This is a genomic window from Caulobacter sp., assembly GCF_965279145.1.
Lineage (GTDB): Bacteria > Pseudomonadota > Alphaproteobacteria > Caulobacterales > Caulobacteraceae > Caulobacter.
Window position 1 is genome coordinate 1 of record NZ_OZ257139.1, and the last position, 14,309, is coordinate 14,309.

Consider the following 14,309-nt stretch of genomic DNA (forward strand, 5'->3'; position numbering starts at 1 on the left):
CCCAAGCCTCGAGCCCCTGTCGGACCTGCCCGACAGGGGTTCTTTTTTGAGGGATGACGATAGTCTCGACCCAGGGAGGGCGGCCATGAGCGACCAACGCATCAGGCAGGTGATCATCGTGGGCGGCGGAACCGCCGGCTGGATGGCGGCCGCCACCCTGGCCAAGACCCTGGGGCCCTCCGTCGCCATTCGCCTGATCGAATCCGACGAGATCGCCACCGTCGGCGTTGGCGAAGCCACCATCCCGCAGATCAAGCTGTTCAACGGCGTGCTGGGCCTGGACGAGGATGAGTTCGTCCGCGAGACGCAAGGCACGTTCAAGCTAGGCATCGAGTTCGTCGACTGGGGCCGGCCGGGCGACCGCTACCTGCACGCCTTCGGCGCGGTGGGTCACGACCTGGGCCAAATTCCCTTCCATCACTACTGGCTGCGCCACCGCCAGGCAGGCGGCGACACCCGTCTTTGGGACTATTCGCTCAACGACATGAGCGCGCATGCGGGCCGCTTTGGCCGGCTGGCCACCGTGGGCGAGACGCGGCTGCCGGGCCTAGCCTACGCCTTCCATTTCGACGCGGCGCTCTATGCCCGCTACCTGCGCAAATATGCCGAGCAGCGCGGCGTGGTCCGCACCGAGGGCAAGATCCAGCAGGTGACCCTGCGCGAGCCCGATGGCTTCGTGGCGTCCGTGACCCTGGAAAGCGGCGAGGTCATCGGCGGCGACCTGTTCATCGACTGCTCGGGCTTCCGGGGGCTGCTGATCGAGGGCGCGCTGAAGACCGGCTATGAGGACTGGTCGCACTGGCTGCCGTGCGACCGCGCCCTGGCCGTGCCCAGCGCGCGCACCGAGCCCCTCCTGCCCTATACCCGCTCCACCGCCCACTCGGCCGGCTGGCAGTGGCGGATCCCGCTGCAGCACCGCACGGGCAACGGCATGGTCTATTGCAGCCGCCATCTCGGCGATGACGAGGCCGCCGCGACCCTGCTGGCCAATCTGGACGGCGAAGCCCTGGCCGACCCGCGACCGCTGAAGTTCGTCACCGGACGACGCAGGAAGTTCTGGAACCGCAACGTCGTGGCCCTGGGCCTGGCCAGCGGCTTCATGGAGCCGCTGGAGAGCACCAGCATCCACCTGATCCAGTCGGGCCTGTCGCGCCTGCTCAGCCTGTTCCCGGACAAGCGCTGCGACCCCGTGGTGATCGACGAGTATAATCGCCAGGCCGGGATAGAGTTCGAGCGCATCCGCGACTTCCTGATCCTGCACTACAAGGCCACCACCCGCACCGACACGCCGTTCTGGCGCGAGTGCGCGGCGATGGAGATCCCCGAGACCCTGGCCCGCAAGATCGACCTGTTCCGCAACGCCGGGCGGCTCTATCGCGAGGATGAGGACCTGTTCGCCGAGGTCAGCTGGCTGCAGGTTCTGCTGGGTCAGGGAATTAATCCGACCACGCACCATCCGCTGGCGGATGGGCTGACCGACGAGCAGTTGGGGGGCTTCCTGTCCGATCTGCGCCAGATCCTGGGGCGCGCGGCCGGCGCCCTGCCCGCCCACGCCGACTTCATCACCCGCCACTGCAAGGCGCCGCCGCTGTAGAGTCGGCCTGCGACGAAATGGCCCATTAAGGTTGTCCTGCGATGCTCCCGATCGATTTTGGAGAGCCCCGATGGTCACGACGCCCAAGCCCCTCAAAGCGTTCCTCGCCATGACCGGCGCGGCCGTGGCGCTGAGCGCCTGCGCCAGCAACGATGAAGCCCGAGCCCTGCGCCAGCCGGCCATGCCGCCCGTGGCGGTCGCCAAGGCCTCGCCCAGCCGCCCCTTCTTCCGCAATGTCGCCATCCAGGAGATCGAAGGCGCGCCGGAGTTTCGCTGGTTCGACGGCGGCGGTGTGGTCACCACCCGCCCCACCCGCGTCGAGGTGCTCAAGAGCCTCAACACCCACCTGCAGCGCGCCGACCTGCTGGCCGCCAGCCGCCAGGACAGCGAATACATGCTGTATGTGCGCTTCGAGGACCTGCGCGGACCCGACGTGTGGCTGGGAACCGACAAGCTGGCCTCGGCCCGCGTCACCTTCCGCCTGGTGCGCTGGCGCACCGGCGAGGTGGTCAGGGAAGAGCCCTTTGAAGCCAGCTATCGCGCCGAGTGGACGGGCTTCACGCCCGAGGTGGTGCGCGCCGCGATCGCCGGTCCGATCGGCGCGTCGAAGGACCGCGTCATCGCCGCGCCGGGCGGAGCCCTGCTTGGCGTCGCGCTGGGCTATTACGTCAACCAGAATCTGGTCGCCTCGATCGAGCACACGCCCATCGCCGGCGTCATCGGCGCGGGCCAGGCCGCCCAGATCGGCGGCCAGGAACGAACAGGCCCCGGCTTCGCCTCCGCCTTCGCTTCCGCCCTCGCCGTCGGCACGGCCAGCGGCCGTTTCTCGGATCTGGAAGCCATGCTGGCCGGCGGAGCGATCAGCGCCGCCGGCGCCGCGGCCGGGCCCGTTCCCGTCTCGCGCGCCTATGCGTCGGGCGGCGAGATCACCTCGGCGTTCAACGGCCGGACCCGCCGGCTGGCGGCCACGCGCGGCTTGATGGACCTGGCCTTCGACCAGTTCATGGCCGGGCTCAGCACGGACGGTTCGGTGACCTACAAGCGCGCCGTCTCCTGCGCCGCCCTGAACGGCGTCAGCGGCAAGGGTCCCTATCTGCGCGAAACCGCCACCAGCTACGCCGTCGACTGCCCAGGCGCGACCTACAACACCAGCAACGCCACGCGGGCCTATCCCTCGCGGTTCTAGACCTTGATGCTCATCGCCTTCATGAACCGCATGATCTCCAGCGGCTTCATGGCGGCGGTGTCGACATCGATCAGCACGCGCTTGATCTGGCCCTTGAAGGGATTGGGTCCCTCATAGGCGCGCGAGACGCGGTTGCCGTGATCGGCGCCGACGCAGAAGCCGTCATAGCCCGGCGAGAACAGCACCCGGTCGAACGTCCGCTCGGCCACCTTGCGACCATCGACATAGAGCGCTCCGCGCCCGTCGAAGGGCCGCGAGGTCATGGTCTGCTCGTACTTCACCTTGAAAGTGCCGCGCGGCAGCTTCGCCGGCGAGGCGATGACCTCCGCCCAGGGAACCAGGCTGGTCTGATAGATCAGCCGCCCCTTGTCGACGTACAGAACATAGCCGGCCGGCAGCGAGCCATGGGCCACCAGAACCCCGTCCTCGTCGCCATTGGGCCGCGACAGCTCGATCTCGATCGAGTGGCTCAGACCGCAGACGATGGGTGAGACATCGGTGGGAATCGGATCGATCGGCGGCCGGATATCCCAGCGTTTCCGGAGCCTTGCGGCGCGGGTCTGAACCAGCTTGAGCAGCAGCGGGCGGTCGTCCAGCGGCAGGACGTCATGCGCGACGGCGGCCTTGTTCCACTTGTCGATCAGGCGTTTGACCACCTCGGGATGGTCGCCGGACACGTCGCGCAGCTCGTTGGGGTCCTTGCTGGTGTCGTAGAGACCCCAGTGGTCCTGCTCAAAGGGCTTGCCGCGCTGGTGCTGGGCCACCAGCCGCCAGTCGCCCTCCTGGAAGGCGCGATAGCCGCCCAGCTCGTAATACTGCTCGGCCCGGGTCGCCGCCTTGGGCGAGGCGAAGGTCGGGGCCACGCTGGCGCCTTCCAGGGGCTTCTGCGGTTGCCCGCGATAGAGCTCCGGCTGCTGGACGCCGCAGGCTTCCAGAAGGGTCGGATAGAGGTCGACCACATGGACGAACTGCTTGCGCAGGTCGCCCTTGGCGGCGACGCCCTTGGGCCAGGAGACGATCAGCGGATCGGCCACCCCGCCCAGGGCGGTGTTCTGCTTGTAGAGCCGATAGGGCGTGTTCGAGGCGTTGGTCCAGCCGATCGGATAGTGCGGGAATGTGCCGTCCTCGCCCATCGTGTCGTACAGGGCCAAAGCCTCGGCCTGCGACGCCGGACGACCGAAGGCCGGGCCAAAGATGTTGGGCGTGCCGGTCGCCGTCCCCTCGGCCGAAGCGCCGTTGTCGGAGAACACCACGACCAGCGTGTTGTCGCGAACGCCCAGGGCGTCCAGCTCGGCCAGCACCTTGCCGATCGCCCGGTCGACGCCGGTGATCATGCCGCCATAGACCTCCATGTAGCGGGCGTAGAGCCGCTTCTGGTCGGGGGTCAGCTCGGCCCAGTGCTGGGCGCCCGGCGACAGGGGCGGCAGCTGGGTGTCGGCGGGCTGCAGGCCCAAAGCCTTCTGGCGCTCCAGCCGCTGGCGACGGATCTCGTCCCAGCCGGCCTCGAACCGGCCCTTGTAGAGGTCGCGGTCGGCGGCCTTGGCCTGCAGGGGCGAGTGCGCGCCGCCGAAGGCCAGCTGCATGAAGAACGGCTTGTCCGGCGCCATCAGCTTCTGGGTGCGCAGATAGTTCGCGGCCCGGTCGGCCAGATCGTCGGAGAGGTAGTAGTCGCCGCCGCCCACCTCGACCGGCGCCGTGCCCTCATATAGCGCGCCGGGATGGAAGTGGTCGCTGGAATGGCCCTGGTACCAGTAGGCCCGATCGAAGCCGCGATGGGTGGGCCAGTTGTGGAACGGCCCCGTCGGACCGGAGTGGTCGGCATTGTTGACGTGCCACTTGCCCAGCAGGAAGGTCGACCAGCCGGCCTCGCCCAACACCTCGGCCAGGGTGGCGTTCTGGCGCGTGAGGTCGCCGCGATAGCCCGGATAGCCGCTGTCGATATCGGCCAGCCAGCCCATGCCGGCCGAGTGGTGATTGAGCCCTGTCAGCAGCGCGGCGCGGGTGCACGAGCACATCGCCGTCGTGCGGAAGTTGGTGTAGCGCAGCCCCTTCCCCGCCAGGGCGTCCAGCGACGGCGTCATCAGCTCGCCGCCATAGCAGCCCAGGTCGGCGAACCCGACATCGTCGAGGATGATCACCAGAACATTGGGCGCGCCGGCCGGCGCCTTGACCTCTTCGGTCTGGGCGGGCCGTGAGTCCTTGAACGACAGGCCGATCTTGGCGGCCTTACCCTTGCCCACGGCCTTGGGCGTGACGATGCCGCTGGCCGCGTCCTTGATCGCCGCGCCGCCCGCGACGACCGCGCCGGTTCCCACCACGCCCAGCCCGGCGCCGATCAGCAGCGAGCGGCGGTCGATCTTGGGTTTGCCGTTATTATCCACGGGCCGTCTCCTTGTGGTCAGGGGGCTGGATCAGGTTTGCGGGCGCGCCAGGGCGCGGCGGCCCAGAACCAGGATCGCCAGCAGAACCGCCTCGACGACCATCGGTGGGATCAGGGCCGGTGACGGGCCGCTGACCAGCAGAGTGATCAGGCGACCCGACAGCGCGATGCCGATCATCACCAGCGGGGCCAGCAGCAGGTCGGCCCGGTTGCGGATCGCCGCCAGCAGGGCCAGCGCGCCCGCCGCACCGAAGAACCCGCCAAGGTCGGCGCGCATCGTCGCCAAGCCCAGCGAGCCCATCGCTTCCAGTCCCAGCTTGGCGGCCGGTCGCGCGGGGTCGATCCAGAACGACAGGGCCATGGCCAGCGCCAGCAGGCCAACGACGCCGACCAGGCCTCGGATGAGGTTTTGCATGTTTCCGTCCCGGAATTATTATTGTGACATGCTAACTGCCATTTTCATCGCAAGGCAAGTCTGGACCGCGACGAATTGGAGGATATAGTCGCATTATTAGTGTCACTACCTTGAGCGCAAAGGCGCCTCAGGCTCCTTTGCGGAGCGGAGTGGACACAAACGGGAGAGCGCGATGAGCCTGACCTATGACCTCTACTGGTCCTTCCGCTCGCCCTATTCGTACATGATCACCCACCGCCTGACGGCGCTGGAGCGCGACTTCGACGTGGTCGGAAATATCCGCCCGGTCTATCCGCTGGCCGTGCGCACGCCGGAGTTCTTCGAGACCCGCGATCCCTTGTGGTTCAGCTATTTCATGCAGGACATCCACCGCGAGGCGGCCTTCCTGGGCTTGCCCTTCCGCTGGCCGATCCCCGACCCCGTGAAGATGGACTTCGCCACCCGCACCTATCCTAAGGAGCAGCCGCACATTCATCGGCTGACTCACCTGGGCGTCGCGGCCGCCGAGCTCGGCAAGGGCCTGCCCTTCATCACCGAGGTCAGCCGGGTGATCTGGAGCGGCGAGGTCGATGACTGGCATGAGGGCGACCACATCGCCCGCGCCGCCGAGCGCGCCGGCCTGGACTGGACCACCCTGGCCGCCACCGCCGACAACGAGGCCGAGCGCCTGGCGGCGATCGTCGAGAAAAGCCAGGTCGACCAGCGGGCGGCAGGACATTATGGCGTGCCGATGATCGCCTTCAACGGCGAGGCCTTCTTCGGCCAGGACCGCTTCGACCAGTTCAGGTGGCGACTGGACCAGCAGGGGCTGAAGCGGCTGATCGACTGATCTATCGACACTCATAGTGTCATTATGTAACCTCCGCCCTGCGTACGGGCGGAAAGCCTGGCGAAATCGCGGAGGGGACTATGCGGATCCTGAAATGGGCGGGGATCGCCCTGGGCGTCGTGGCGGCGGTCCTGACCGGCGCCTGGTTCGGACGCGACTTCCTGATCTTCCATATCGGCCGGCTGATGGTCCCCAAGGCCGTGGCGAACAAGCCCGTGGCCTGGCAGGAAGGCCCGGCGCGGTCCGAACTGCCCGTGGAGCAGCGCCCGCCAAACGTGGTCTTCATCCTGGCCGACGATCTGGGCTTCAACGATGTCAGCCTGAACGGCGGCGGGGTCGCGGGCGTGGTCAAGACGCCCAACATCGACTCCATCGCCCAGCAGGGCGTGGATCTGACCAGCGGCTACGCCGGCAACGCCACCTGCTCGCCCTCGCGCGCCGCGATGATGACCGGTCGCTATCCCACCCGCTTCGGCTTCGAGTTCACCCCGACCCCGGTCGGCTTCTCGCGCCTGGTGGGCACCTTCCGCTCGCCCGGCGCCCTGCACCCGCCCCACTTCGCCCGCGAACTGGCCAAGGACATGCCGCCGATGGACGACCTGGCCGTGCCGGCCTCGGAAGTGACCATCGCCGAGGTGCTGAAGACCCGCGGCTACCACACCATCCATCTGGGCAAGTGGCACCTGGGCGGCTCCAAGGGCTCGCGGCCCGAGCAGCAGGGCTTCGACGAGAGCCTGGGCTTCATCTCTGGCGCCTCGATGTTCCTGCCCGAGAATGATCCGGGCGTGGAGAACTCCAAGCAGAGCTTCGACCCGATCGACAAGTTCCTGTGGGCCAACCTGCCCTATGCCGTGCAGTACAACGGCCAGCCGATGATGAAGGCCAAGGGCTTCATGACCGACTATCTGTCGGACGAGGCCATCAAGAGCATCAAGGCCAACAAGAACCAGCCGTTCTTCATGTACCTGGCCTACAACGCCCCGCACACGCCGCTGCAGGCCCCCAAGGCCGACTATGACGCCCTGCCCCAGATCAAGGACCACCGCCTGCGGGTCTATGGGGCCATGATCCGCAACCTTGACCGCAATGTGGGCCGGGTGCTGCAGACGCTGAAGGACCAGGGCCTGGACGACAACACCCTGGTGGTCTTCACCAGCGACAACGGCGGCGCGCACTATGTGGGCCTGCCCCAGATCAACAGCCCCTATCGCGGCTGGAAGGCCACCTTCTTCGAGGGCGGCGTCCGCGTGCCCTATTACATGCGCTGGCCCAAGACCCTGCCGGCGGGGGCGATATTCTCCAGCCCGGTCAGCCATATCGACATGTTCGCCACCGCCGCCGGCGCGGCCGGCGCGGCCGTTCCGACCGATCGCCCCATCGACGGGGTCAATCTGCTGCCCTTCATGACCGGCAAGACCCCGGGACGTCCGCACGAGGCGTTGTTCTGGCGCTCAGGCGACTATCGGATGGTGCGCGCCGGCGACTGGAAGCTGCAGCTCCTGAACCTGCCTGACGGCAAGGGTCAGAAGGTCTGGCTGTTTGACCTGGCGTCCGATCCGACGGAACGCAGGAACCTCGCCTCGGCCAATCCTGCCAAGGTGACCGAACTGAAGGCCCTGCTGACGGAGCGCGACAAAGGCAACATCAAGCCGACCTGGCCTTCGCTGCTGCGCGGCGCCATCGCCATCGACCATCCGCTGGGCGTGCAGGACAAGGAGTCCGACGAGTTCATCTACTGGAACAACTGAGCCTAAGGGGCTCGAAAACCTTGTGATCCCGGCCGCTGCGGCGCGCCGGGACGCTCGGGTGCAATTCCATTGACCCAGCCCATCGAGGCGAACGTCGGTACACCGCCTTCGCTGACCTTTGCGATGTTCGCTTTCCCGCCTAGTGCCAAACGTCAGCTTTCAGTCGGCGACCCAATTTCCGCTCCCGACCGTTGCGGACATCAGATGCTCCCCCTCTGGGGGAGCTGTCGCGGGGCGACTGAGGGGGCAGCGCCGGCGTGCGCTGAGTGGAGCGCCATCTGGGCCAACGCCGCGCTGCCCCCTCCGGCCCTCCGGCCCTCCGGGCCACCTCCCCCAAAAGGGGAGGATCAGTCAGGCCAGCGCCGTGCGTCCTTCGAGGCCCGCTGCGCGGGCGCCTCAGGATGAGGTGCTTTCTACTGATATCCTCATCCTGAGGTGCGAGCCTGCGGCGAGCCTCGAAGGACGCAAGGCCCGTCCGCTTCCCACCCTGAACAGACCATCGCTCGGTCAGGTCTCTGGCGGTGCCCAAGGTCTGGTTTCAGGCGCGCCCCCAATTCCTACACACGACCCTAGGCGGACACCGGCAACGCCGCGCTACGATCTCAGGGTTGAGCTATATCGGCCCCTGAGTGAGAATGTCCTCCACTCGCCAACGAAGGTCGTTTCAAGTCAATGCGAGATCCGATGGGGAAAATAGGTGCTTGGGGAGGCGTCGTTCTTGCTCCCCTTGGGCTAGGAATGCTGCACGCAGCGACTGGCGGTCGGAGCAAGACTTCGCAGCAGTGGGCGCGTGAAGCGGGGGTCGATCTTTGGACTTGGTGCGCGTTAGGAACCATCTTCCTCGTAGGTGGGCTAAGTCTAATTGCAATTGTTCGATGGTTTGACCGGAAATAGCCTGAGCGCCCTCTCCGCGTTGCCCGCTGCATGATGTCCGCAATCCACCCTTGTCCGAAGTCGGCAACGTCCGCTTGTAGGCTTCCAGCGGCGCGGACAGAGCAGGCGCCGGGCGCCTGCCCTGCTCGCGCCCCTTGCCCAGGAGCCAATGCGGCGCGGCGGCCCCGCGGTCCCGGACGGCCTCTGCGAGGCTTCCGGGATGACAAGACAGTGGCTCTGATACCCCTCAGTTAGTCCGGCGCTCCGAACCCCTCCTTGGTCCGGATGTTCAGCTGCCCCGCCAGGCCGGCGATCCGGTGATGTTCGATGGAGTGCATCTCGGGCGAAGTCGCCATCGCCTGGAAGGCCGCCAGCGACGGATATTCCGCCAGCGCCACCGCGTCCCACAGCTCGTCGACCTCGCCCAGCAGGATGCTGGTGACGTGGCCGCTGAAGCGGATGCGCCCGCCCAGGCCCTCGACCAGCTTGCTGACCTCGACGCCATAGAGAGCATAGGCCTGCTGGCCCGTGAGGTCCGACGGCGAACCGTCGGGATACTCGGCCTTGTCCTTGAACTTGAGCAGATTGACCATCACGAAGGGCCCGTCCTCCGGCGCGCCGAAGAAGGCCATGGCCTGATGACCGGGAGGATAGACGGCGTTCTTGACCTGCATGGCGTGCCTCCTTCAGGCGTGGGCGCGACGGACCAGGCCGTCGATGAGATCAACGAGCGCGTCGGGGCAGTCTTCCTGCAGGAAGTGGCCTCCCGACACGATGGCGTGGGGCTGGCCGGCCGCGCCGGGCACCTTGGCCTGGAAGATCGCCTCCCCGCCCTTGGTGACCGCGTCGCCGTCGCTGAAGGCCGTCAGGAACGGCTTGTCGAACGCCTCCAGCACCGTCCAGGCGGCCTTGTTCTCGGCGACCGAGCCATGCTCGGGCGTCACGGGCACCAGCAGCGGGAATTGGCGCGCGCCTTCCTTGAAGGTCTCGTCCGGGAACGGCGCGTCATAGGCGGCGATCTCGGCTTCGGACAGGTCGCGGCCCGTGCCCATATTGACGATCAGACCGATCGGCATGATCGGGGTGTGCTGGCTGAACTCCAGCCAGGCCTTGAAGCCCTCGGTCATGCCCGTGCCGACCGGCAGGCCGGTATTGCCCACCGCCACGGCCGCGAACCGTTCGGGAAAGGCCGCGACCAGACGCAGGCCGATCAGGCCGCCCCAGTCCTGGCAGAACAGGGTCACGTCCTTCAGGTCGATCTGCGTCAGCCATTGGCTCATCCAGGCGACGTGGCGCTCATAGGTATAGTCCGCGCGGGCAGCCGGCTTGTCGGAGCGGCCAAAGCCGATCAGGTCGGGGGCGACCACGCGGAAGCCCCGCGCCACCAGCCCGGCGATCATCCTGCGATAGAGATAGGCCCAGGACGGCTCGCCATGCATCAGCAGCACGACCGGCGCCTTGCGCGGGCCCTCGTCCACATAGTGCAGACGCAGGGCGGTCCCGTCGGCGTCGGTGATCGTGGCGTAGTGGGGCGCGAACGGCCAGTCGGCCAGCGCCTCGAACCGATGGTCCGGTGTCCTCAAAACCTGCATCAAAAAGCCTCTCGTTGACTCCCCGTCGCATTGAGCGACATATATTGACAATATGCGTGTCACTACATTGAGGCGGGGTCAAGCCCGTCCGCCCTCGGGAGGCAAACCATGCGAACCAGGACCACTGTCGGCCTCGCCCTGCTGGGCCTGATCGTTGTCGTTGGCGTGGGCGGCTGGTTCGCGCGCGGCAAAATCGCCGTGGCGGCCATGGAAAAGCTCTATGTGAAGGCCCTGGGCCGGGGTCCCGACGACGGCCTGGCCGATGGGCTCAGCGTGGGCCTGTGCGGCGCGGGCGGACCGATGCCCGACGCGCAGCGCACGGGCCCCTGCACCGCCGTCCTGGCCGGCAAGCGCCTGTTCGTGATCGACGCCGGCTCGGGCGCCAGCCGCAACCTGGCCCTGATGAACCTGCCCCCCGCCAAGGTGGAGGCGGTGTTCCTGACCCACTTCCACTCCGACCATATCGACGGCCTGGGCGAGCTGATGCTGCAACGCTGGGGCGGGGCCAATTCGCCGACGCCCCTGCCGATCTATGGCCCGGTCGGGGTCGAACAGGTGGTGGCGGGCTTCATGTCGGCCTACACCCTGGATCGCGGCTATCGCATCGCCCACCATGGCGTGGCGATCATGCCGCCCACGGGTTTCGGCGGCCAGGCGCGGCCCTTCACCGCCGCCGCCGACCAGCCGGACGTGGTGCTGATCAACGAGCCCGACCTGAAGGTCACCGCCTTCCCCGTCCGTCATGACCCGGTCAGCCCCGCCGTGGGCTACGCCTTCACCTACAAGGGCCGGACCGTCGTGATCAGCGGCGACACCGCGCCGTCGAAACGCGTCGAGACCGCCGCCAGGGGCGCCGACGTGCTGGTGCACGAAGGCCTGGCCCCCAACCTGGTGGCCATCCAGCACAAGGCCGCCAAGGCCGTCGGTCGCGACAAGCTGGCCCAGATCTTCTCGGACATCCCCGGCTATCACACCACGCCCCATCAGGCGGCGGAGATCGCCGAGCGGGCCAAGGTGCGGATGCTGCTGTTCACCCACGTCACCCCGGGCCTGCCGATCGGCGCGCTGGAAGGCCCGTTCCTGGGCGACGCCCGCCAGGTCTTCCACGGGCAGATCAGGGTCGGGCGCGACGGCGACTTCGTCACCCTGCCCGCGGGGTCGGACGCGGTGATCCGCACCGATCGCCTCAAGATGTTCCACTAGGCCGGAGCCCGTCGTGACCGACCCCATCGCCCTCAGCGGCTCGCCCGGCTCGCCCTATACCCGCAAGATGCTGGCCGTGCTGCGCTATCGCCGCATCGCCTATCGGTCCCTGCCCAGCTCGGGCCCGGCGCTGGACGGTCTGCCACGCCCCAAGGTGCGGCTGCTGCCCACCTTCTATCTGCCGGGACCCGACGGGGCGCTGGAGGCGGTCGTCGACTCCTCGCCGATCCTCCGGCGGCTGGAGGCCGAGCATCAGGGGCGCTCGGTGATCCCCGCCGATCCCGCCCTGGCCTTCATCGACCACCTGATCGAGGACTATGCCGACGAGTGGCTGACCAAGGCGATGTTCCACTATCGCTGGAGCTATCCGGCCGACATCGCCCGCGCCGCCGCCATCCTGCCCTGCTGGACCGGCTATTCGATCCCCGACGCGGTGCTGGCCGATCGCGGCGAGCAGTTCAGCAAGCGCCAGATCGACCGGCTGTATGTGGTGGGCTCCAACCCCACGACGGGCCCGGTGATCGAGGCCAGCTACCGCCGCTTCCTCGAGGCCTTCGAGGCCCACCTGACCCAGCAGCCGTTCCTGCTGGGCGCCCGGCCGGCCGCCTGCGACTTCGCGGTCCACGGACAGCTGACCCAGCTGGCCCAGTTCGACCCCACGCCCATGGCCCTGACCCTGGAGATCGCGCCGCGCGTCTTCGCCTGGGTCAGCCACATGGAGGACCTGTCGGGCCTTGAGCCCCGCGACGAGGACTGGATGTCGCTCGACCGGCCCTCCCCGACCCTCCACGCCCTGCTCGCCGAGATCGGCCGGGTCTATCCGCCGGTCATGCTGGCCAACGCCCGGGCCGTGGCGGCCGGGGCCCAGACCGTCGAGGCCACGGTCGACGACCGGGCCTGGACCCAGTCGCCTTTCCCCTATCAGGCCAAGTGCCTGGGCTGGCTGCGCGAGGCGCGATCGGTCCTGTCGGCCCCAGATCGCGCGACGGTCGATCGCCTGCTCGCGTCCACCGGCTGCGAAGCGCTGTTCGCGTGAATACTGGCGCCACGGCGCGCGGGGCCTTATGGGAACCCTTGGCCAAGGTGCAGGGCGAGACGGCGTGACTCAAGAGACCAGTGTTAAGGGCGAGGAACCGGCCGAAGAGAGCGACGGCCGTCGACGCCGTGGCCAGGACAACCGCGCCCGCATCGTCGCCGCCATGCTGGAAATCATCCGGGGGGGCGACATGTCGCCTAGCGCCGACCAGGTCGCCGCCCGCGCCGATGTGGGCCTGCGCACGGTGTTCCGGCACTTCAAGGACATGGACAGCCTCTACAGCGAAATGTCCGTGGTCATCGAAAGCGAGTTGCACTCCATCGTCGGCACGCCGTTCAAGTCGACCGCCTGGAAGGACCGCATCGTCGAGCTGGTGGATCGCCGCGCGGTCGCCTTCGAGAAGATCACCCCCTTCAAGTACGCGTCCGAAGCCTACCGCCACCGCTCGCGCTTTCTCGATCAGGACAGCGGCAAGCTGGTCACCGCCCTGCGCGCCATCCTCGAACGCGAACTGCCCAAGGCGATGGTCGACAACCCGCTGAAGGTCGAGGCTCTGGACCTGCTGCTCAGCTTCGAGGTCTGGTCCCGGCTGCGCCGCGAACAGGGCCTGTCGATCCAGCAGGCCTCCGACGTGCTGCGCGCCACCGTCCGGCGCCTGCTCGACGACGAGGCCTAGAATGAGCGACCGCCCGCACGCCACCCTGCGCGCCGCCAACCTGGCCCGTCAGGCCGAGTGGGATGTCGACGGCCAGATCACCCTCTCCTATCGCGGCAACGAACTGGCCGGCGAGGTGGGCGAGGCCTGCAACATCATCAAGAAGCTGGAACGCGAGCGGTTGGGCATCAAGGGCTCCCGCGCCAGCCTCGCCGAGCTGGCCGAGGAACTGGCCGACGTGATCATCTGCGCCGACCTGATCGCCATGCAGTTGGGCATAGACCTGGACCGCGCGGTGGCCGAAAAGTTCAACAAGACCTCTGAAAAGGTGGGGCTGACCACGCGGATGGCGCTTGAGGCCGCGCCGGACGCCCAGGATCACTGAGCGGTGTCGCTGCCCTTGACGGCGGCGGACGGATCCAGGCCGTGCTTGGCCAGATAGTCGTTGAGACCCAGCACCAGCATCTGCGCCACCGGGATCGGCATGGCCAGCCGCGCCATCACCACCCGATTGATGCCGGCCGGGTTCTGGCTGTGATCGGCCCGGTCAGCCGCCAGGGTCAGCGAGATGCGCTGGTTGTGCATGAAGAAGCCAACGACCTCGTCCACCAGGATCTCCGGGGCGTGGGGATTGTCGATCACGGAGACATCATCGGCTGTGTCGTGGCGTCGCTCATGCGGTATCCTTGTCGGTTGAACGACGGCAGTAGCAGGAAATAGCGGCCGTACGGTGCCGAAGCTGACTCACGCTTTGTGATACAGCCCTGTGCGGCACAGGCGAGCGGCAGCCCCGAAAAC

General features: G+C 67.7%; 13 protein-coding genes. 8 read left to right on the top strand and 5 right to left on the bottom strand.

Annotation, left to right across the window (positions count from 1 at the left end; all coding sequences use genetic code 11):
- Positions 1-85 precede the first annotated feature (85 nt).
- Both ACQY9P_RS00005 and ACQY9P_RS00010 read left to right on the top strand, forming a co-directional pair.
- On the top strand, positions 86-1,594 hold the full coding sequence (locus tag ACQY9P_RS00005; protein WP_421737301.1) for a tryptophan halogenase family protein: 1,509 nt from the start codon (positions 86-88) through the stop codon (positions 1,592-1,594).
- 70 nt (positions 1,595-1,664) lie between these two features.
- A complete protein-coding gene (locus ACQY9P_RS00010; RefSeq protein WP_421737300.1) occupies positions 1,665-2,780 on the top strand; it encodes a hypothetical protein in 1,116 nt (371 codons plus the stop codon).
- On the opposite strand, the gene ACQY9P_RS00015 is transcribed toward ACQY9P_RS00010, so the two are convergent.
- Complete coding sequence (locus tag ACQY9P_RS00015; protein WP_421737299.1) at positions 2,777-5,161, bottom strand: arylsulfatase; 2,385 nt, start codon at positions 5,159-5,161, stop codon at positions 2,777-2,779. The genes ACQY9P_RS00010 and ACQY9P_RS00015 overlap by 4 nt on opposite strands.
- A 30-nt stretch (positions 5,162-5,191) precedes the next feature.
- Positions 5,192-5,575: a DUF4345 family protein gene (locus ACQY9P_RS00020; RefSeq protein ID WP_421737298.1), complete on the bottom strand. Its 384-nt coding sequence runs from the start codon at positions 5,573-5,575 to the stop codon at positions 5,192-5,194.
- Positions 5,576-5,747: 172 nt separating this feature from the next.
- On the opposite strand from ACQY9P_RS00020, the gene ACQY9P_RS00025 reads away from it, so the two are divergent.
- Together ACQY9P_RS00025 and ACQY9P_RS00030 are read left to right on the top strand one after the other, a co-directional pair.
- Positions 5,748-6,404 (top strand): 2-hydroxychromene-2-carboxylate isomerase, encoded by a 657-nt coding sequence (locus ACQY9P_RS00025; protein WP_421737297.1) that lies wholly within the window; start codon positions 5,748-5,750, stop codon positions 6,402-6,404.
- Positions 6,405-6,484: 80 nt separating this feature from the next.
- Positions 6,485-8,152: a sulfatase-like hydrolase/transferase gene (locus ACQY9P_RS00030; RefSeq protein ID WP_421737296.1), complete on the top strand. Its 1,668-nt coding sequence runs from the start codon at positions 6,485-6,487 to the stop codon at positions 8,150-8,152.
- 1,124 nt (positions 8,153-9,276) lie between these two features.
- Here the strand turns inward: ACQY9P_RS00030 and ACQY9P_RS00035 are convergent.
- Together ACQY9P_RS00035 and ACQY9P_RS00040 are read right to left on the bottom strand one after the other, a co-directional pair.
- Positions 9,277-9,699 carry a DUF1330 domain-containing protein gene (locus tag ACQY9P_RS00035; RefSeq protein ID WP_421737295.1) on the bottom strand — a complete coding sequence of 141 codons (423 nt, stop codon included), beginning with the start codon at positions 9,697-9,699 and terminating at the stop codon, positions 9,277-9,279.
- Positions 9,700-9,711: 12 nt separating this feature from the next.
- Entirely contained in the window at positions 9,712-10,617 is a 906-nt protein-coding gene (locus ACQY9P_RS00040; protein WP_421737294.1) for a haloalkane dehalogenase, read from the bottom strand.
- A 108-nt stretch (positions 10,618-10,725) separates the two neighbouring features.
- Here ACQY9P_RS00040 and ACQY9P_RS00045 point away from each other — a divergent pair, with 108 nt between their 5' ends.
- The 4 genes from ACQY9P_RS00045 to ACQY9P_RS00060 all read left to right on the top strand — a co-directional run bounded on the left by ACQY9P_RS00045 (position 10,726) and on the right by ACQY9P_RS00060 (position 13,896).
- Positions 10,726-11,820 carry an MBL fold metallo-hydrolase gene (locus tag ACQY9P_RS00045; protein ID WP_421737292.1) on the top strand — a complete coding sequence of 365 codons (1,095 nt, stop codon included), beginning with the start codon at positions 10,726-10,728 and terminating at the stop codon, positions 11,818-11,820.
- A 13-nt stretch (positions 11,821-11,833) separates the two neighbouring features.
- On the top strand, positions 11,834-12,856 hold the full coding sequence (locus ACQY9P_RS00050) for a glutathione S-transferase N-terminal domain-containing protein (protein WP_421737291.1): 1,023 nt from the start codon (positions 11,834-11,836) through the stop codon (positions 12,854-12,856).
- 64 nt (positions 12,857-12,920) lie between these two features.
- Positions 12,921-13,532, top strand: a complete 612-nt coding sequence (locus ACQY9P_RS00055; RefSeq protein ID WP_421737290.1) for a TetR/AcrR family transcriptional regulator — start codon at positions 12,921-12,923, stop codon at positions 13,530-13,532.
- Position 13,533: 1 nt separating this feature from the next.
- On the top strand, positions 13,534-13,896 hold the full coding sequence (locus ACQY9P_RS00060; RefSeq protein WP_421737289.1) for a MazG-like family protein: 363 nt from the start codon (positions 13,534-13,536) through the stop codon (positions 13,894-13,896).
- Here ACQY9P_RS00060 and ACQY9P_RS00065 read toward each other — a convergent pair.
- The gene (locus ACQY9P_RS00065) at positions 13,890-14,153 is read right to left on the bottom strand and encodes a hypothetical protein (RefSeq protein WP_421737288.1); all 264 of its coding nucleotides are present in this window, start codon (positions 14,151-14,153) and stop codon (positions 13,890-13,892) included. The genes ACQY9P_RS00060 and ACQY9P_RS00065 overlap by 7 nt on opposite strands.
- Positions 14,154-14,309 lie beyond the last annotated feature (156 nt).

Coding starts and splice junctions, on each gene's coding strand:
- ACQY9P_RS00005 (WP_421737301.1), top strand. CDS start 86: ATGAGCGACCAACGCATCAGGCAGGTGATCATCGTGGGCGGCGGAACC.
- ACQY9P_RS00010 (WP_421737300.1), top strand. CDS start 1,665: ATGGTCACGACGCCCAAGCCCCTCAAAGCGTTCCTCGCCATGACCGGC.
- ACQY9P_RS00020 (WP_421737298.1), bottom strand. CDS start 5,575: ATGCAAAACCTCATCCGAGGCCTGGTCGGCGTCGTTGGCCTGCTGGCG.
- ACQY9P_RS00025 (WP_421737297.1), top strand. CDS start 5,748: ATGAGCCTGACCTATGACCTCTACTGGTCCTTCCGCTCGCCCTATTCG.
- ACQY9P_RS00030 (WP_421737296.1), top strand. CDS start 6,485: ATGCGGATCCTGAAATGGGCGGGGATCGCCCTGGGCGTCGTGGCGGCG.
- ACQY9P_RS00035 (WP_421737295.1), bottom strand. CDS start 9,699: ATGCAGGTCAAGAACGCCGTCTATCCTCCCGGTCATCAGGCCATGGCC.
- ACQY9P_RS00040 (WP_421737294.1), bottom strand. CDS start 10,617: ATGCAGGTTTTGAGGACACCGGACCATCGGTTCGAGGCGCTGGCCGAC.
- ACQY9P_RS00045 (WP_421737292.1), top strand. CDS start 10,726: ATGCGAACCAGGACCACTGTCGGCCTCGCCCTGCTGGGCCTGATCGTT.
- ACQY9P_RS00060 (WP_421737289.1), top strand. CDS start 13,534: ATGAGCGACCGCCCGCACGCCACCCTGCGCGCCGCCAACCTGGCCCGT.